20 protein-coding genes are annotated in these 17,829 nt (G+C 65.6%); 17 read left to right on the top strand and 3 right to left on the bottom strand.

All coding sequences use genetic code 11. From position 1 onward, the window contains the following. Nucleotides 1-69: 69 nt before the first annotated feature. The 5 genes from ShzoTeo12_RS06620 (at nt 70) to purB (ending at nt 5,008) form a co-directional block, all read left to right on the top strand. Nucleotides 70-1,146, top strand: coding sequence for an ABC transporter substrate-binding protein (locus ShzoTeo12_RS06620; RefSeq protein ID WP_318911761.1), 1,077 nt, complete (start codon nt 70-72; stop codon nt 1,144-1,146). Next, nucleotides 1,143-2,147 (top strand): P1 family peptidase, encoded by a 1,005-nt coding sequence (locus tag ShzoTeo12_RS06615; protein WP_318911760.1) that lies wholly within the window; start codon nt 1,143-1,145, stop codon nt 2,145-2,147. The genes ShzoTeo12_RS06620 and ShzoTeo12_RS06615 overlap by 4 nt, the downstream gene beginning before the upstream one ends. Before the next feature lie 67 nt (nt 2,148-2,214). Beyond that, entirely contained in the window at nt 2,215-2,892 is a 678-nt protein-coding gene (gene rpe / locus ShzoTeo12_RS06610; protein ID WP_318911758.1) for a ribulose-phosphate 3-epimerase, read from the top strand. Continuing rightward, a complete protein-coding gene (locus ShzoTeo12_RS06605; RefSeq protein ID WP_318911757.1) occupies nt 2,889-3,620 on the top strand; it encodes a DUF2259 domain-containing protein in 732 nt (243 codons plus the stop codon). Before rpe ends, ShzoTeo12_RS06605 begins: the two co-directional genes overlap by 4 nt. 80 nt (nt 3,621-3,700) lie before the next feature. Next, a complete protein-coding gene (gene purB / locus ShzoTeo12_RS06600) occupies nt 3,701-5,008 on the top strand; it encodes an adenylosuccinate lyase (RefSeq protein ID WP_119258321.1) in 1,308 nt (435 codons plus the stop codon). Nucleotides 5,009-5,104: 96 nt separating this feature from the next. On the opposite strand, the gene ShzoTeo12_RS06595 is transcribed toward purB, so the two are convergent. After that, entirely contained in the window at nt 5,105-5,905 is an 801-nt protein-coding gene (locus tag ShzoTeo12_RS06595) for a DUF2189 domain-containing protein (protein WP_318911755.1), read from the bottom strand. Nucleotides 5,906-6,075: 170 nt separating this feature from the next. Here ShzoTeo12_RS06595 and ShzoTeo12_RS06590 point away from each other — a divergent pair, with 170 nt between their 5' ends. Together ShzoTeo12_RS06590 and ShzoTeo12_RS06585 are read left to right on the top strand one after the other, a co-directional pair. Beyond that, on the top strand, nt 6,076-6,636 hold the full coding sequence (locus tag ShzoTeo12_RS06590) for an RBBP9/YdeN family alpha/beta hydrolase (protein ID WP_119258323.1): 561 nt from the start codon (nt 6,076-6,078) through the stop codon (nt 6,634-6,636). Between the two features lie 90 nt (nt 6,637-6,726). Beyond that, entirely contained in the window at nt 6,727-9,333 is a 2,607-nt protein-coding gene (locus ShzoTeo12_RS06585; protein ID WP_318911753.1) for an EAL domain-containing protein, read from the top strand. A gap of 87 nt (nt 9,334-9,420) precedes the next feature. Here the strand turns inward: ShzoTeo12_RS06585 and ShzoTeo12_RS06580 are convergent, their stop codons facing one another. Continuing rightward, nucleotides 9,421-9,741, bottom strand: coding sequence for a DUF1476 domain-containing protein (locus tag ShzoTeo12_RS06580; RefSeq protein ID WP_119258325.1), 321 nt, complete (start codon nt 9,739-9,741; stop codon nt 9,421-9,423). A 214-nt stretch (nt 9,742-9,955) separates the two neighbouring features. On the opposite strand from ShzoTeo12_RS06580, the gene purC reads away from it, so the two are divergent. The 5 genes from purC (at nt 9,956) to ShzoTeo12_RS06555 (ending at nt 12,459) form a co-directional block, all read left to right on the top strand. Beyond that, complete coding sequence (purC, locus tag ShzoTeo12_RS06575; protein WP_119258326.1) at nt 9,956-10,720, top strand: phosphoribosylaminoimidazolesuccinocarboxamide synthase; 765 nt, start codon at nt 9,956-9,958, stop codon at nt 10,718-10,720. Nucleotides 10,721-10,748: 28 nt separating this feature from the next. Then, nucleotides 10,749-10,991, top strand: a complete 243-nt coding sequence (gene purS, locus ShzoTeo12_RS06570; protein ID WP_318911751.1) for a phosphoribosylformylglycinamidine synthase subunit PurS — start codon at nt 10,749-10,751, stop codon at nt 10,989-10,991. 20 nt (nt 10,992-11,011) lie between these two features. Further along, complete coding sequence (locus tag ShzoTeo12_RS06565) at nt 11,012-11,269, top strand: hypothetical protein (RefSeq protein ID WP_318911750.1); 258 nt, start codon at nt 11,012-11,014, stop codon at nt 11,267-11,269. Then, nucleotides 11,266-11,937 (top strand): phosphoribosylformylglycinamidine synthase subunit PurQ, encoded by a 672-nt coding sequence (gene purQ, locus ShzoTeo12_RS06560; RefSeq protein WP_119258329.1) that lies wholly within the window; start codon nt 11,266-11,268, stop codon nt 11,935-11,937. Before ShzoTeo12_RS06565 ends, purQ begins: the two co-directional genes overlap by 4 nt. Nucleotides 11,938-12,066: 129 nt before the next feature. Beyond that, nucleotides 12,067-12,459: a hypothetical protein gene (locus ShzoTeo12_RS06555; RefSeq protein ID WP_318911748.1), complete on the top strand. Its 393-nt coding sequence runs from the start codon at nt 12,067-12,069 to the stop codon at nt 12,457-12,459. 5 nt (nt 12,460-12,464) lie between these two features. Here ShzoTeo12_RS06555 and ShzoTeo12_RS06550 read toward each other — a convergent pair whose 3' ends face one another. Further along, a complete protein-coding gene (locus ShzoTeo12_RS06550) occupies nt 12,465-12,680 on the bottom strand; it encodes a DUF1127 domain-containing protein (RefSeq protein ID WP_318911746.1) in 216 nt (71 codons plus the stop codon). Between the two features lie 95 nt (nt 12,681-12,775). Here ShzoTeo12_RS06550 and ShzoTeo12_RS06545 point away from each other — a divergent pair, with 95 nt between their 5' ends. The 5 genes from ShzoTeo12_RS06545 (at nt 12,776) to grxD (ending at nt 17,722) form a co-directional block, all read left to right on the top strand. After that, nucleotides 12,776-14,194 (top strand): PLP-dependent aminotransferase family protein, encoded by a 1,419-nt coding sequence (locus tag ShzoTeo12_RS06545; protein WP_318911744.1) that lies wholly within the window; start codon nt 12,776-12,778, stop codon nt 14,192-14,194. Nucleotides 14,195-14,298: 104 nt separating this feature from the next. Continuing rightward, nucleotides 14,299-16,518 carry a phosphoribosylformylglycinamidine synthase subunit PurL gene (gene purL / locus ShzoTeo12_RS06540; protein WP_318911743.1) on the top strand — a complete coding sequence of 740 codons (2,220 nt, stop codon included), beginning with the start codon at nt 14,299-14,301 and terminating at the stop codon, nt 16,516-16,518. 211 nt (nt 16,519-16,729) lie between these two features. Continuing rightward, nucleotides 16,730-16,963 carry a BolA/IbaG family iron-sulfur metabolism protein gene (locus ShzoTeo12_RS06535; protein ID WP_119258334.1) on the top strand — a complete coding sequence of 78 codons (234 nt, stop codon included), beginning with the start codon at nt 16,730-16,732 and terminating at the stop codon, nt 16,961-16,963. Nucleotides 16,964-16,970: 7 nt separating this feature from the next. Beyond that, nucleotides 16,971-17,216: a hypothetical protein gene (locus ShzoTeo12_RS06530; protein ID WP_318911741.1), complete on the top strand. Its 246-nt coding sequence runs from the start codon at nt 16,971-16,973 to the stop codon at nt 17,214-17,216. A 170-nt stretch (nt 17,217-17,386) separates the two neighbouring features. Continuing rightward, on the top strand, nt 17,387-17,722 hold the full coding sequence (grxD, locus tag ShzoTeo12_RS06525; protein ID WP_119258336.1) for a Grx4 family monothiol glutaredoxin: 336 nt from the start codon (nt 17,387-17,389) through the stop codon (nt 17,720-17,722). Nucleotides 17,723-17,829 lie beyond the last annotated feature (107 nt).

Raw genomic sequence — 17,829 nt, 5'->3', positions numbered from 1 at the left:
ACGATAATTCCCTTTGACGCCCGGGGCCCGATCCTTACAAAGGGCGGGATCGCGATCCATGGATTGAGAATGAAGACCGCCGCCCTTGCCAGCCTCTTCGCAGCGTCCGTGCTTGCCGCCGCGCCGGCAGCCGCCGCGGGCCTCACCTTCGCCGTCGTCGCGCCGAAGGACGGGCCGCTCGCCATTCTCGGCCAGCAGGTCCGCGACGGCGCGCGCTTTGCCGCCGAGGCGAACGGCGACACGGTCGTCGAGATCGCGGAAGCGTGCGATGAGACGGACGGCGTGGGCATCGCCAAGGAAATCCTTGCGGCCGACGCGACGGCCGCCGTCGGTTTCCTCTGCTCCGAGGGGCTTGCCGCCTCGCTTCCGGCGCTGGCGGAGGCGAATGTGCCGGCCGTCACGCTTTCCGTGCGCTCCGGCATCCTCATGGAGGATGCGCTGAAGAGGAAATGGCCGCTCTTCCGCCTCGCCCCCGGCCCGAAGGCGGAAGCGGACAAGGCGGTGGAGATCATCACCCGCGATTGGAAGGCCGAATCCTTCGCCCTCATCGACGACGGCACGATCCATGCCCGCGAGCTGGTCGAGGCCGTGCGGCTGCGGCTGGAGGACGTCGGCATGAAGGCGACCTTCGTCGATACCTACCGGCCGGCACAGGAGCAGCAGCTCGCGCTCGTCCGCCGCCTCGCCAAGACCGGCGCCACCCATGTCTTCGTCGGCGGCGACCGGACGGACGTCGCCGTCATCGCGCGCGATGCGAAAGCCGAGAAGAAGCCGCTTGCCCTTCTCGGCGGCGAGGCGCTGGTCGGCGCCGATTCCGTCGTGCCGATGACGGATGGCGTGGAGGCCATCGCCCTGCCCGACTACGGGTCCTTGCCGGAGGGCGCGCCGGTCGCCGCGGCGATGGCGGAAAAGGATATCGTCGCGGAAGGCTACGTGCTCCCCGCCCATGCCGCCGTCACGGTGCTGGCGACGGCTGCCGCCGGGGGCGGTGACCTCACGCAGAAGCTTGCCGAGGGCAGCTTCGCGACGGCGATCGGCACGATTGCCTTCGGCGCCGATCACGAATTGAAGGAAAACCCCTACCGCCTGCTCGTCTGGCGCGCCGGTGCCTTCGTGCCGGTGGACAAGGCGGCGGAGAGCGAGTGATGGCGAGCGGTCCGCGGAACCTCATCACCGACGTTGCCGGCCTCAAGGTCGGCAACGCCACCGACCATGTCCTTCGCTCCGGCGTCACGGTCGTGCTCTGCGAGGAGCCCGCGACGGCGGCCGTGCAGGTGCTCGGCGGCGCGCCGGGCACGCGCGAGACGGATCTCCTGGAGCCGCACAACACGGTCCAGACGGTCGATGCGCTGGTGCTGTCCGGCGGCTCGGCCTGCGGCCTCGATGCCGCCTCGGGCGTGCAGGCGGGCCTGCGCGAGGCGGGGCGCGGCTTTGCCGTCGGTCCCCATCGCGTGCCCATCGTCCCCGCCGCCATCCTCTTCGACCTCATGAACGGCGGCGACAAGGACTGGGGCCGCTACCCACCCTATCGCGAACTCGGCTACCAGGCGCTCGCCGATGCGGCCGGGACCTTCGAGACCGGCAGCGCCGGGGCCGGCACCGGCGCCCTGACGGCGACCTTCAAGGGCGGCCTCGGCTCGGCCTCCAGCGTGCTGGAGAACGGCTTCACGATCGGCGCGCTGGTGGCGGTCAACGCGCTCGGCTCGGCCACCGTCGGGAACACGCGGCATTTCTGGGCGGCACCCTTCGAGGAAGACGGCGAGTTCGGCGGGCTCGGCCTCCCCGCCCCGTTCCCCGCCGATGCGCGCATCCCGCGCACGAAACTGTCGCCACGACCGACCGGCGTGGAGAACACCACCATCGCCGTCATCGCCACGGATGCGGTGCTGACGAAGGCCGAGGCCAAGCGCCTCGCCATTGCCGCTCATGACGGCTTTTCCCGCGCGCTCTGGCCGGCGCATACGCCGCTCGACGGCGATCTCGTCTTCGCGCTCGCGACCGGCAGGAGCGGCCGCGCACCGGCGGCGGCCGACTTCATCGACCTCTGCGCCGCGGCCGCCTCCACCATGGCCCGCGCCATCGCGCGCGGCGTGCACGATGCGGCGGCGATGCCGGGCGACATGATGGCGACGTGGGCCGCGCGGTAATTCGCCCGTTGTTCGGCCCTGCCGGGAATGGTATGGCGACGCCAGATTTCTCGCCCAGGAGCCTGACATGACCCTTCCCATCCGGATCGCGCCCTCCATCCTCGCCGCCGACTATGCCAAGCTGGGCCAGGAAGTGCGCGACGTCGTCGCGGCCGGGGCGGACTGGATCCATCTCGACATCATGGACGGCCATTTCGTGCCAAACATCTCCTTCGGCCCGGATGTCATCAAGGCGCTGCGCCCGCATACCGACGCCTTCTTCGACTGCCACCTGATGATCGCCCCCGCCGATCCCTATCTCGAAGCCTTCGCCAAGGCGGGCTGCGACGGCATCACGGTCCACGCCGAGGCCGGCCCGCATCTCGATCGTTCGCTTCAGGCGATCCGGGCGCTCGGCAAGCGCGCGGGCGTGGCGATCAACCCGGCGACGCCCGAAAGCGTGCTCGACTATCTCCTCGACAAGATCGACCTCGTCCTCGTGATGACCGTCAATCCCGGCTTCGGCGGCCAGAAGTTCATTCCGGCGATGGAAGAGAAGATCCGCCGCGTGCGCGCCATGATCGGCGAGCGGCCGATCGAGTTGCAGGTCGACGGCGGCATCACCGTCGATACGATCGCCCTTCCCGCCTCCGCCGGCGCCAATGTCTTCGTCGCCGGCTCGGCCATATTCGGCGGCGGCCATGTCGAGGCTTATCGCAAGACCGTCGAGACCCTGCGCGGCAATGCGGAGGGTGCGCGGGCGTGACGATCTCGGGAAGAGCGGCCATCGCCCTTACGGCCTGCCTTTCGGCGGCGGGCGCGCAGGCGGGCGATTTTTCCACCTTCCAGTCCCTCGGCTTCTCGCGGGACGGCAAGGTCTACGCCTTCGAGGAATTCGGCGTTCAGGATGGCTCCGGCTTTCCCTATTCCAATGTCTACTTCATCGACACGGAAAAGGACGCCTATCTTCCCGGCACGCCGATCCGCGTGCGTATCGACGACGAAGCGGCCGGCATCGCCAAGGCGCGCGCGCAAAGCCGCGACAAGGCGAAGGCGCTCGCCGACCGGTACGACGTGCTGGCCAATCCCGGCGTGCTCGCCGCCTTCAACCCGATGGGCGAAGGCAATGTCGATACGAAGCGCATCGAATATCTCCAGCACGCCGTCGAACCGACGGTCGGCGGCGCCTTTTCCCTCGCCATCGAGGACATTGCCATCGACATGACGGACCGGTGCCGCGACATCGCGCCGGACGGCATCAAGGGCTTCCGCCTCAAGCTCGTCAAGAACGACGGGACCGTCGCCGATACGCTGGTGCACGAGGACAAGCGCGTGCCCGAGAGCCGAAACTGCGCCTTCTCCTACCAGATATCCGGCGCGGTCACCTTCAACGCGTTCAATGTGAAACCGGTCCATGTCGCGCTCGTGCTGGTGCGCAGCTTCGGTTTCGAGGGTGCGGACGGCCGCTGGATCGCGGTGCCGTTCCGCCCATAGGGCCGCCATGCGTTGAGCTTGCCGGCCATCTTTGCTAAAGCGGCGGCAATTCCCACCCTCCCAAGGAAAGTCTAGAGCCGATGATCCCTCGCTATTCCCGACCGGACATGGTCGCCATCTGGTCGCCCGAAACGAAGTTCCGCATCTGGTTCGAGATCGAGGCCTATGCCTGCGACGCGCTGGCCGAGCTCGGCGTCATCCCGAAATCCGCCGCGGAGACCATCTGGGAAAAGGGCGGCAAGGCCGAGTTCGACGTCGCCCGCATCGACGAGATCGAGGCCGTCACAAAGCATGACGTCATCGCCTTCCTGACGCATCTTGCCGAGTTCGTCGGCCCGGACAGCCGCTTCGTGCACCAGGGCATGACCTCCTCCGACGTGCTCGACACGACCTTCAACATCCAGCTCGTGCGCGCCGCCGATATCCTGCTTGCCGACATGGACCGCGTGCTCGCGGCCCTCAAGGCCCGCGCCTTCGAGCACAAGGACACGATCCGCATCGGCCGCAGCCACGGCATCCATGCCGAGCCGACGACGATGGGCCTGACGCTCGCCCGCTTCTATGCCGAGATGGACCGCAACCGCGCCCGCCTCGTCGCCGCCCGCGCGGAAATCGCCACCGGCGCGATCTCCGGCGCCGTCGGCACCTTCGCCAATATCGATCCGCGCGTCGAAGAGCATGTCTGCGCCAAGCTCGGCCTCGTGCCGGAGCCTGTCTCCACGCAGGTCATTCCGCGCGACCGTCATGCGATGTTCTTCGCCACGCTCGGCGTCATCGCCTCGTCCATCGAGAACGTCGCCATCGAAATCCGCCACATGCAGCGCACGGAAGTCCTGGAAGCCGAAGAGTTCTTCTCGCCGGGCCAGAAGGGCTCCTCCGCCATGCCGCACAAGCGCAATCCGGTGCTGACCGAGAACCTGACGGGCCTCGCCCGCCTCGTGCGCATGGCCGTTACGCCCGCCATGGAGAACGTGGCGCTGTGGCACGAGCGCGACATTTCGCATTCCAGCGTCGAGCGCGGCATCGGCCCGGACACGACGATCACCCTCGACTTCGCGCTGAACCGCCTTGCCGGCGTCATCGAGAAGCTGGTGATCTACCCGGAGAACATGTTGAAGAATCTCAACAAGTTCCGCGGTCTCGTTCACTCGCAGCGCGTACTGCTTGCCCTTACGCAAGCCGGCGTCTCCCGCGAGGACGCCTACCGCCTCGTGCAGCGCAACGCCATGAAGGTGTGGGAACAGGGCAAGGACTTTCTCGAGGAGCTTCTGGCGGACGGTGAAGTGCGCGCCGCCCTTTCCGAAGAGGCGATCCGCGAAAAGTTCGACCTCGGCTACCACACCAAGCATGTCGACACGATCTTCCGCCGTGTCTTCGGCACGGTCTAAGGTCTGAAAAGGCGATGGCGCCAATGGCGCCATCGCTCCCCTCTGGCGGGCGGTCTTGCACTCTCCTCCTGGCGCTTCCGCCCGCGAAACGTTTCCCTACCCCTCGTCGACGACAATCTTCCTGTAGAGATGCCAGGTGGCATGGCCGAGGATCGGCATGATCACGGCAAGCCCGACGAAGAGCGGGATCGAGCCAATGATCAACAGCGCCGCGACGATCAGGCCCCAGCAGGCGATCGGCACGGGATTGACCAATGTCGCGCGCAGCGACGTCTCGATGGCGGCGACGGCTCCGACATCCCGATCGAGCAGCATCGGAAAGGCGATGACGGTGGTCGCCAGCACGACCAGCGCGAAGCAGAAACCGATGGCATTGCCGGCCAGCATCAAGAGCAGCCCGTTCTCGGAATCGAAGACGGAGGCGAGGAACAGCGCGAGCGATTGCGGCGGCTCCGGCCCGTAGAGGCTGGTATAGAGCATCTGCGCGAAGACGAGCCATGCCACGAAGAGCACCATCAGCATCGCACCCAGGGCGAGGATCGACGGCAGGGCCGGCGAATGGCGAACCTCCAGCGCATGCAGCCAGGACGCATCCATGCCCCGCTCGCGCCGGCGGCTGATCTCGTAGAGGCCGATGGCGAAGAACGGCCCGAGCAGCGCGAAGCCCGCCACCAGCGGAAAGATCAGCGGCAGCATGTTGGCCCCGGAACTCCAGGTGACGAGCACCACGCCGCAGATCGGATAGATGAGACTGAGGAAGACGTAATGCGACGGCTTGGCGCGAAAATCGTCGAAGCCGCGCATGAGCGCATCCCGGATATCGGTGAGGCCGATCCGCCGGATTGCCGGATGGGCGACCATCTCGCCGGGGCCGGCCATGACATGAAAGCTCGCCATGATACTCCTCCTTGCCGGTTGGAAACCGTCAATGGCGCACCAAGTGGAGGGCAATCGTCCGCCACCACGGCAGGCCGTGACTGGCATTGAAGACCGCGAATCATACACCCGGAGGGCCGATTTGTCCCGCCCCCTTGACTTCAGCACTTCGTGAACGCACATCCGGGCGCATGAAAGTCTCGGAAGCAGATATCCTCATCGTCCCCGGATACAGCAATTCCGGCCCCGACCACTGGCAGAGCCGCTGGCAGTCGAAACTCTCGACGGCGCGCCGCGTGGAACAGGCCGAATGGGCAAAGCCCGTGCGCGAGGACTGGGTGCGGCGCGTGGTCGAGGACGTCGCGGCGGCCACGAAGCCCGTCGTCATCGTCGCCCATTCGCTCGGCGTCGCCAGCGCCATCCATGCCGTGCCGCATCTCGGCGACAAGGTCGCCGGCGCCTTCCTCGTCGCGCCGCCCGATGTCGCCAATCCCGATATCCGGCCGAAGCACTTCATGAGCTTTGGGCCCTATCCGCGCGATCCGCTGCCCTTCCCCTCGCTCGTCGTCGCCAGCCGCAACGATCCGTTCGGCACCTACGAACACGCCGACGACATTGCCGCCGCCTGGGGCTCGCTGCTGCTCGACGCCGGCGAATCCGGCCATATCAACGCGGAATCCGGCCACGGCCCCTGGCCGGAGGGAACGATGGTCTTCGCCCAGTTCCTCAGCCGTCTCAAGGCGCCGGCCTGACCGGCCGGGGCCCTCATTTCATCATTAAGAGGAATTTCATAGAAATCCTGCACGCTGCCGGCTGTTGAGTTCATTGCAGGCGCCGCGTTTATGGCCAAACCTTCCGGTTCGACCTCCATTGCCGTGCGGGAAGCGGAGCACGAATCGTTCTACCGCCGCCTGTTCGACCGTTCCGGTTTCGGCTTCGCCGCGCTCGATGGCGAAGGCCGCATCGTGGATGCGAATGCCGTGCTGCTCAGGGCGCTCGGCATTGCCTCCTTCTCCGCACTCACGACCTTCAAGGCTGCCGTCTCGCCCAAGGACCGCGCCATTCTGCCGCTCGCCATGCGCGCGCCGATGGCCGAGCAGTCGCCATGGGAAATCCGCCTCCAGCGCTCGGATGGCGCGGAATTCTGGGTTCTGGCCTCCTTCATCGCACCGCCAGTCAATCCCGGCGAAGATGCTCCGCCGGCCCTGATCGTCCAGATCGTCGACATCGACGAGCGCAAACGCAACGCGCTGGAACTGGCCGAGCGGGAAAGCCGCTGGAACCACGCTCTCGAATCCGCCGGACAGGGCGTCTGGGACCATGATTTCGCCCGCGGCGACCTGTTCTATTCCCGCCAGTGGCGCACGATCCGCGGCCTTCAGCCGGACGACCCGATCGAGGGGAACCTCGATGCCTGGATCGATTCCGTCCATCCCGACGACCGGGCCCATGTGCTCGCGCAGATCGCAAGGCAGGAGAGCGGCGAAGCGCCGTTCAACGTCTTCAGCTATCGCGAGAAGCACAAGGACGGGCGCTGGATCTGGATCGAAAGCCGTGGCGCGGTGGTCGAATACGATGACGACGGCAAACCGAGCCGCATTGCCGGCACCGACACGGACATCACCGAGCGCAAGGAGGCGGAAGAGCGCCTCGCCCAGATGTCCCGCCGGCTGGAGCTGGCGCTCGACGTCTCGCGCATCGGCGTTTTCGAGGTCAATCTGCGCACGGGCGAAGTGCGCTGGGACGACCGGATGATCGAGATGTACGGGCTCACCGAGGCGCCGGACGGCACCACCTGGGAGCGCGCTGTGCATCCCGGGGACAAGCGCAAGGCCACCGCCAAGGTGCGCGACGGTATCTTCCACAGCCGGGATTTCTCCAACGAGTTCCGCATCATCCGCGGCGACGGCGAGATCCGCCACATCCGCGGGCGGGCCGCGCCCTATCTCGACGGCACCGGCGTGCCGCGCCTCATCGGCGCGAACTGGGACGTGACCGACGACGTGCTGCTGCAGGAGGAGCTGAAGCACGCCAAGGAGCTTGCCGAAGCCCATAACGACGAGCTGGAAGCGGCGCGGGCGCGCATCGAATACACCGCCCTGCACGACCACCTGACCGGGCTTCCGAACCGGCGCTACCTGGATGCGGCCATCAAGGAGGCGGCGGAGGCGGCGCGCCGGTCCGGCAGCCGGCTTGCCGTGCTGCATATCGACCTCGACCGCTTCAAGGAAATCAACGACACGCTCGGCCACCTTGCCGGTGACGAAATGCTCATACACGCCGCGAAGGTACTGGGCGAACTGAAGGGAGACGGCGACTTCGTCGCGCGGATCGGCGGTGACGAATTCGTCTTCCTTTCCAGCGCCTCATCCGGGCGGAACCTCGCAGTGCTTGCCGAGGCGATCGTCGAGGCGATGCGCAAGCCTGTCACCTTCAACGGCCATATCTGCCGCTTCGGCGCCAGCGTCGGCATCGCCAGCCAGTCGGGCGCGGCCGTCGACGCCAAGCAACTCCTCGTCAATGCCGACCTTGCGCTCTACCGCGCCAAGAACCGCGGCCGCAGCCGGCACGAATTCTTCACCAGCGATTTCCAGGCACAGATCATCGTCAAGAAGCAGACGGCCGACGATATCCTCTCCGGCATCGAGCAGCGCCGCTTCCTTCCCTGGTACCAGCCGCAATTCTCGGCCCGCACGCTGGACATGACCGGCGTCGAGACGCTGGCCCGCTGGGATCATCCGACGCGCGGCATCCTTACGCCGGACACCTTCCTGAAGATCGCCGAGGACCTCGACTGCGTGGCGATGATCGACCGCATCGTGCTGGAACGGTCGCTTGCCGATTTCGCGGAATGGCAGTCCATGGGGCTCGGCATCGGCAAGATCTCGGCGAACGTTTCCTCCAAGCGCCTGCACGACCCGGAGCTCGCCCGCTCGTTGCAGATGCTGGACATCCCTCCAAAATCGCTGTCATTCGAGCTTCTGGAATCGATCTTCCTCGATGACTGCGACCGCACGGTGCTGGAAAACCTCGCCGAGATGCGCAGGCTCGGCATCGATATCGAGATCGACGACTTCGGCACGGGCCACGCCTCCATCATCAGCCTGATGAAGCTGCGTCCGCGGCGCCTGAAGATCGACCGGCAGCTCGTCAAGCCGGTCGCGCGCTCGCCCGGCCAGCGCAAGCTCGTCGGCACGATCATCGAGATCGGCCGCTCGCTGAATATCGAGGTGGTGGCCGAAGGTGTCGAGACGGCCGCCCATGTCGCCGTCATGCGCGACCTCGGCTGCGATATCCTGCAGGGCTACGCCCTCGCCCGCCCGATGCCGGCATCGGCGCTCCCCGCCTTCGTGGAACGCCAGGAATGGCGCGCGAATGCCGGCTCCGCGCGCGACCTGCAGAATGAGGTCCGCCGCGCCGTCACCCGCCAGAGCGTTTCCGGACGCTAAACCGCTTCGCGCTTTTGCTGGAAATGCTCTGGAAACGCAAAAGCCGCCCGGCATGCCGGACGGCTTTCGAAAACGCGCGAGCGCCGTTCAGTTCGCTTCGAGCTGCGAAATGGCGACCGCCAGAAGCTCGATCATCTGCACGCGGATTTCATCTTCGGTGCGGGCAACGCCGGCCGCGTCGAAATCGGCCTTGACCTTGCGCACGACATCCTCGTGGCCGACTTCCTCGAAGTCCGCGGCCACGACTTCTTTGGCATAGGCTTCCGCCGCTTCGCCGGTCTTGCCGAGCAGGCCGGCAGCCCACAGGCCGACGAGCTTGTTGCGGCGCGCTTCGGCCTTGAAGCGAAGTTCCTCGTCCAGTGCAAACTTGGCCTCAAAGGCCTTTTCCCGATCTTGTATGCCGCTCATATGTGTCTCCCGTAGATTTTCTGACCCGTGAGGCCTGACGATCATAAATCAAAACCCCGGCCGATATACAAGAGGAGCTTCCGCATCCCCCGGCAAAGGCCGGAAAACGGGGGATCGGGCGTCTCGGCGATTGTGAAACCGCGGCATTTCGTTTATGGGAGCCCGAAAGAAAGACACCTGCGCGGCCCAATCGCGCCAACAAAGAGAAAACTCCATGAACCGTCGCCGCCGTATCTACGAGGGCAAGGCCAAGATTCTCTATGAGGGTCCGGAGCCGGGCACGCTGATCCAGTTCTTCAAGGACGATGCGACCGCCTTCAACAAGAAGAAGCACGATGTCATCGACGGCAAGGGCGTGCTCAACAACCGGATTTCCGAGTACCTCTTCACGCAGCTGAACAAGATGGGCATTCCCACCCATTTCATTCGCCGCCTCAACATGCGCGAGCAGTTGATCAAGGAAGTCGAGATCATCCCGCTCGAGGTCGTCGTGCGCAACGTCGCCGCCGGCTCGCTCTCCAAGCGCCTCGGCATCGAGGAAGGCACCGTCCTGCCGCGCTCGATCATCGAATTCTACTTCAAGGCCGATGCCCTGGAGGACCCGATGGTCTCCGAGGAGCACATCACGGCCTTCGGCTGGGCAAGCCCCCAGGAACTCGACGACATCATGGCGCTCGCCATTCGCGTCAACGACTTCCTCTCCGGCCTCTTCCTCGGCGTCGGCATCCAGCTCGTCGATTTCAAGATCGAATGCGGCCGCCTCTACGAGGGCGACATGATGCGCATCATCATCGCCGACGAGATTTCGCCCGACAGCTGCCGTCTCTGGGACATCGCCACCCAGGAGAAGATGGACAAGGACCGTTTCCGCCGCGACATGGGCGGCCTCGTGGAAGCCTACCAGGAAGTGGCCCGCCGCCTCGGCATCATCAACGAGAACGAGCCCGTGCGCGGCACCGGCCCGGTTCTGGTGAAGTAACACGTCTCCCAAGGATGGAACGAAAGACATGATCAAGGCACGCGTAACGGTTACGCTCAAGAACGGTGTTCTCGACCCGCAGGGCAAGGCCATCGAAGGCGCCCTCGGCAGCCTCGGCTTCGACGGCGTCGGCCAGGTCCGCCAGGGCAAGGTCTTCGACCTGGAGCTCCAGACCGCAGACCGCGCCAAGGCCGAAGCCGACCTTAAGGCCATGTGCGACAAGCTTCTGGCCAACACGGTAATCGAGAACTATACTATCGCCCTCGCCTGACGGTTGAAGGGAGATAAAGAATGGCAGAAGTGACGAACGAGCTGCTGTACGAAGTGCTGAAAAGCATCCATTCCCGAATGGACAAACTGGATACCGGGCTTTCCGATCTTCGCAGTGAGATGATCACGATGCGGGGAGCGCTCGTGACAGTGCAGCAAGACGTTCATCACATCTATTCGCGCCTGGACCGCGTGGACCAGCGTCTCGACCGTATCGAAAACCGCCTCGAACTGCGTGAACTCGCCGAGGCCCAGGCAAGGTTTGAAGAACACCCATGAAATCCGCCGTCGTCCAACTTCCCGGCCTCAACCGCGACCGCGACATGATCGCGGCGCTGACCAAGATTTCCGGCAAGGCGCCGGTGACCGTCTGGCAGACCGAAACGGACCTGCCGGATGTCGACCTCATCGTCATTCCGGGTGGCTTCTCCTACGGCGACTATCTTCGCTGCGGCGCCATCGCCGCCCGCATGCCGATCATGCAGGCCATCAAGGCGAAGGCCGAGGCCGGCGTGAAGGTGCTGGGCGTATGCAACGGCTTCCAGATCCTGCTCGAAGCGGGCCTCCTGCCGGGCGCGCTGATGCGCAACGCCTCGCTGAAATTCGTCTGCCGCGAAGTGAAGCTGGAAGTCGCCAACGCTGACACCGACTTCACCCGCGCCTATGAAAAGGGCCAGATCATCCGCTGCCCGGTCGCCCATCACGATGGCAACTATTTCGCCGACGCCGAGACGCTCGCCAAGGTCGAAGGTAACGGCCAGGTCGTCTTCCGCTATGCCGAAGGCACCAACCCGAACGGTTCGATCAACGACATTGCCGGTGTGATGAACGAAAAGGGCAACGTGCTCGGCCTGATGCCGCATCCGGAAAACCTCATCGAGGCCGCCCATGGCGGTTCCGACGGCCGTGGGCTCTTCGCATCGGTTCTCGACGTCATCGCGGCCTGAGGCAACCTGACGAAACCTGCCGGACACGGGCGCCAAAAAGCCCCGATCCGCCGGCTTCATACGGTTTCGTCAGCCTCTCTTAACCGGCCCTTGCTATCAAGGCGCATGTTCGCTCCCGAAAGGTCTTCCATGCGCCCTCTCCTCTCCGCCAAGCTCCTCCTGCCGCTCGTCGCCGCTGCGGCCATGGCTGGCTGCCAGGCGAAGGCCCCGGCGCCGAAGGCAGACAATCGCGCCCTTCCGATGATGGAGCGGGTCGCACTCGGCGCGAATAGCTGCTGGTTCAAGTCTGGCGATCCGGCCTTCAAGGCCTATCGCCTCGCGCCGGAGCTGAATTCCTTCTCCGGCCGCCCGCGCATCTTGGTCGTCCACCGCAATTCGCCGGAAGCCCGGCCGCTGCTCGTCGTGCAGGCTGAAGGAAGCCCCGCCAAGCTCGACGCGTTCGGCCCGCTGATGGGCGAAGCCGTCGGTCCGCGCATCGCGACCGACGTCAAGCGCTGGGCCGGCGGCGGCAAGGGCTGCTGACGGGATCAATCCCAAAAATAGGACTTTCCGGCCTCGCGCCGGGCTTCGCTGCGGGTGAGCCCGACATCGTGAAGCTGCTCGTCCGTCAGTTCCAGCAGCGCATAACGCGTGTGCCGCCTGATACGCCATGCCCGATAGACGCGCCATGCGCGACGAAGGGTCACGCGGAACGCGCCGCGCGACTTTAGCTCCGTGCCGGCGTAAAATGTCTCAATTGCCATCACCGAATCTCCTGAAATGTCACCGGGAATAGTGACAATCGGCAAAGACAGAGATGAATTGACTCACAAAACGGTGCAATATAAGAATTGCCACCATGACAAATTGGCTACCCGATCTCCAGGCCTCCGACGGGCCGCTCTATGTCCGCATCGCCGACCAGATTGAGCAGGCGATCAATACCGGGGCGCTCGCCGCCGGCAGCAAGCTGCCGCCACAGCGCAACCTCGCCTATGATGTCGGCGTGACGATCGGCACGATCAGCCGCGCCTACAGCATGGTGCGCGAGCGCGGCCTCGTCAGCGGCGAGGTCGGGCGCGGAACCTATGTGCTCGGCACGGGCGCGGAGGACGAGCCGACGCCGGTCGATACGGTCAGCGCAAGGCTTTCCGGCACGCGCGCCGCCAATGCCCCGCCGGGCAAGCTGCGCTTCGACACGACGGCGGCGACGGATGTCGGCCAGTCGGCCGTCATCACGGATATCCTTTCCGCCATCTGCCGCGAGCAGCCGAACGAGATCGCCAGCTACACCCGCAACTTCCCGCAGCATTGGCTGGAGGCCGGGCGGCGCTGGCTGAAACAGGGCGACTGGCAGCCGAGCCTCGACAGCATCGTGCCGACGCTGGGCGCGCATGCGGCGGTCATCGCCGCGGTTTCGGTCATCACCTCGCCCGGCGACCGCATCGCCTTCGAGCATGTCACCTATTCGCAGATCAGCCGTGGCACCGCCCTCCTCGGCCGCCAGACCGCGCTCGTCGAGTCGGATGCCGAGGGGGTCATTCCCGAAGATTTCGAGCGCGTCTGCCTGCAGCAGCATCCCAAGCTCGCTTTCCTGATGTCTTCGGCGCAGAACCCGACCCTCGCCACCATGCCGGAGGAGCGCCGCCGCGCCATTGCCGCCATTGCCAGGCGGCACAATGTCTTCCTCGTGGAGGACAATCTCTACGGCGCGACGGCGGACACCGGCATTCCGCTGCTGGCGGAAATCGCGCCGGACCGCACCTTCCTCGTCGGCGGCCTGTCGAAGAGCGTCGCGGCCGGGGTGCGCGGCGGCTGGATCGCCTGCCCGCCGCATCTTGCCCAGCGCGTGCGCATCGCCCACAAGATGGTCAGCGGCGGCCTGCCCTATCTGCTTGCCGAACTCGGTGCGCGGCTGGTGCTGAGCGGCATGGCTGACACCATCCGCGGCAGGGTGGCCGAGGAAGTCGGCGCCCGCGAGGCCCATGCGCGGGACATCTTCGCCGGGCTCGATTTCAACTCGCACCCGCGCGTGCCATTCCTCTGGCTGAAGCTGCCCGATCCCTGGCTCGCCGGCACCTTCCGGCAGGCGGCCTTCGACGAGGATATCCTCATCGACGACGAGGACGAGTTCAAGGCCGGCCGCACCGAAAAGACCTTCTACCGGGTGCGCATCGGCCTTTCCTCGCCGGAGAACCGCGAGGACGTCGTCACCGGCCTGACGCGGCTGCGCCGCCTGCTCGCCCATGGTCCGACAGGCTACGACAGCCCGGCCTGAAAGCCGCTTTCTCATGTGGTTGGCGGTCATTTTCCTGTCGCGCTGCAAAGCAGCATGGGGTAAAGAGACCGCAATCCTGCCCTCCACCGACAAGACGAGCGACGATGACCATTTCGAACACCCGCCCGATCACCCCGGAGCTGATTGCCGCCCACGGGCTGAAGCCGGATGAATACGACCGCATCCTCTCGCTGATCGGCCGCGAGCCGACCTTCACCGAACTCGGCATCTTCTCGGCCATGTGGAACGAGCACTGCTCGTACAAGTCCTCCAAGCGCTGGCTGCGCACGCTGCCGACCAAGGGGCCGCGCGTCATCCAGGGCCCGGGTGAGAATGCCGGCGTGGTCGATATCGATGACGGCGACTGCGTGGTCTTCAAGATGGAGAGCCACAACCACCCGTCCTATATCGAGCCCTACCAGGGCGCGGCGACGGGCGTCGGCGGCATCCTGCGCGACGTCTTCACCATGGGCGCACGCCCGGTCGCGGCGATGAATGCGCTGCGCTTCGGCGAGCCGGACCATCCGAAGACCCGCCACCTCGTCTCGGGTGTCGTCGCCGGCGTCGGCGGCTACGGCAACTCCTTCGGCGTGCCGACCGTCGGCGGCGAAGTCGAGTTCGACGCGCGCTACAACGGCAACATCCTCGTCAACGCCTTTGCCGCCGGCCTTGCCAAGTCCAACGCGATCTTCCTGTCCGAAGCCAAGGGCGTCGGCCTGCCGGTCGTCTATCTCGGCGCCAAGACCGGTCGCGACGGCGTCGGCGGCGCGACCATGGCCTCGGCCGAATTCGACGAATCCATCGAGGAGAAGCGCCCGACCGTTCAGGTCGGCGACCCCTTCACCGAGAAGTGCCTGCTGGAAGCCTGCCTCGAACTGATGCAGACCGGCGCCGTCATCGCCATCCAGGACATGGGCGCGGCCGGCCTCACCTGCTCGGCCGTCGAGATGGGCGCCAAGGGTGACCTCGGTATCGAGCTCAACCTCGACCTCGTGCCGGTGCGCGAGGAGCAGATGACCGCCTATGAAATGATGCTGTCGGAAAGCCAGGAGCGCATGCTCATGGTGCTCGAACCCGCCAAGGAAGAGGAAGCCAAGGCTATCTTCGTCAAGTGGGGCCTCGACTTCGCCATTGTCGGCTATACGACGGACGACCTGCGCTTCCGCATCCTGCACCAGGGCGAGGAAGTCGCCAACCTGCCGATCAAGCAGCTCGGCGACGAAGCGCCGGAATACGACCGCCCCTGGCGCGAGCCGGGCAAGCCCGCCCCGCTGCCGGCCAATCTGGTCGCCGAGCCGAACGACTACGGACAGGCCCTCCTCAAGCTCGTCGGTTCGCCGAACCAGTCGAGCCGCCGTTGGGTCTATGAGCAGTACGATACCCTGATCCAGGGCAATTCGCTGCAGATCCCGGGCGGCGACGCCGGCGTCGTGCGCGTCGAGGGCCATGCCACCAAGGCGCTCGCCTTCTCCTCCGACGTGACCCCGCGCTATGTCGAGGCCGATCCGTTCGAGGGCGGCAAGCAGGCTGTCGCCGAGTGCTGGCGCAACATCACCGCGACCGGCGCCGAGCCGCTCGCCTCTACCGACAACCTGAACTTCGGCAACCCGGAAAAGCCCGAGATCATGGGCCAGTTCGTCAAGGCCATCGAGGGCATCGGCGAAGCCTGCCGCGCGCTCGACTTCCCCATCGTCTCCGGCAACGTCTCGCTCTACAACGAGACGAACGGCATCGCGATCCTGCCGACCCCGACCATCGCCGGCGTCGGCCTGCTGCCCGACTGGTCCGTCATGGCCAAGATCGGCGGCGCGAAGGATGGCGACCACCTCCTCCTCATCGGCGTCGACGGCAGCCATCTCGGCCAGTCCGTCTATCTCCGCGACGTGCTCGGCATCGTCGACGGCCCGGCTCCGGAAGTCGACCTCTATGCGGAACGCCGAAACGGCGACTTCGTGCGCTCGGCCATCCGCAATGGCCAGGTCACGGCCTGCCACGATATCTCCTCGGGCGGCCTTGCCGTCGCGCTGGCGGAAATGGCGATGTCCTCCGGCAAGGGCGCCAGGATCGACCTTTCAGAGGCGAACGGCCCGACCCATGCGCTGCTCTTCGGCGAAGACCAGGCCCGCTATGTCGTCGCCGTACCGGCCGATCTCGCCAACTTCGTCTGTGCCAATGCGGAAGGTGCGGGCGTGCCGTTCCGCCGCCTCGGCACGGTGGGCGGCGATGCGCTTTCCGTCGGCGACCTCCTGTCGCTGCCGGTCGCCAGCCTGAAAACGGCCCACGAAGGCTGGTTCCCAGCATTCATGGACGGCGAAGCCGCCTGATCGGCGGACATCGACGCCAGGTGATTTGCGGGCTCATGGTTCCAGCGGAACGATGAGCCCGTTTCCTTTTGTGGCGGGCTGCGATGCACAGCTTGCCCGCAGTCGTGCGCGGCCGCTTTTGTAGAAGCCGGGATGGACGACCTCTGCGATTGACCTTTCCGGATGTTCGCCACTATCCTGCATGGGCAATAACGGAATCGGAGACTTCACTGTGGCAATGAGCGCCGGCGACATCGAAACCCTCATCAAGCAAGGCATTCCGGACGCCAAGGTGACGATCCGCGACCTTGCCGGCGACGGCGACCACTATGCGGCCGAGGTGGTAGCGGAAAGCTTCCGCGGCAAGAGCCGCGTGCAGCAGCACCAGATGGTCTACGAAGCGCTGAAGGGCAATATGGGCGGTGTGCTGCATGCCCTCGCCCTCCAGACCTCCGCGCCGGACTGATCCGGCCGTGGCCGACCTGATCAAGGACCTCGTCAGCGGCGTGGTGGATGCAGCCCTCAAGGAGGTGCTGAAGAAGACCGGCGTGCGGTCGGCTTCGACCCGCCGCACGCGCCGCAGGAAGGCCTCGGGCGGCCTTCTCGCCGATGTGATCGAAGCTGTGCTGAAGCCGGAGAAGAAGCCGGCGCCGCGCGCCCGCAAGCAGGTGAGCCGCCGCAGGACGGCGGCAAGCCGCAGCCCCCAGCGCAACCGCTAGCCTCGACCGACCGGGCAAAGGCGCGGCGAACGCGCAACACCCTGCGGATCGTAAGGCAGCCCCCGGCGTTTTTTCCCGGGCGCTTCTGGCAATTGTCACACGAGATTGTTATCTAGGGCGAACGGTTCATCGCATCGGCCCTTGAAGCCGATTTGCCAGGGAATATTGAAATGAGCGGCATCCACGATTTCATCGACAATGAAGTGAAGACCAACGACGTCGTCCTGTTCATGAAGGGCACGCCGGAATTCCCCCAGTGTGGGTTCTCCGGCCAGGTCGTGCAGATCCTCGACTATGTGGGTGTCGACTACAAGGGCATCAACGTGCTCGCCGACGCCGACATCCGTCAGGGCATCAAGGACTATTCCAACTGGCCGACCATCCCGCAGCTTTACGTGAAGGGTGAGTTCGTCGGCGGTTGCGACATCGTGCGCGAGATGTTCCAGTCGGGCGAGTTGCAGACCCATCTTCAGGGCCAGGGCATCGCCGTCAAGGGCGCCGCCTGACGCCTTACCGATCTTTCGCCGGCAAGCTTTTCAAAAGGCGCCGCACCCAGCGGCGCCTTATCTCTTTCATGGAATAAATTGATATGTCTGGACTTTCCCCTGAATCG

It is taken from the genome of Shinella zoogloeoides (assembly GCF_033705735.1).
GTDB classification, from domain to species: Bacteria; Pseudomonadota; Alphaproteobacteria; order Rhizobiales; family Rhizobiaceae; genus Shinella; species Shinella zoogloeoides_A.
The sequence above is the reverse complement of the archived record's forward strand: the minus strand, read 5'-3'. Positions and strand labels throughout refer to the sequence as shown.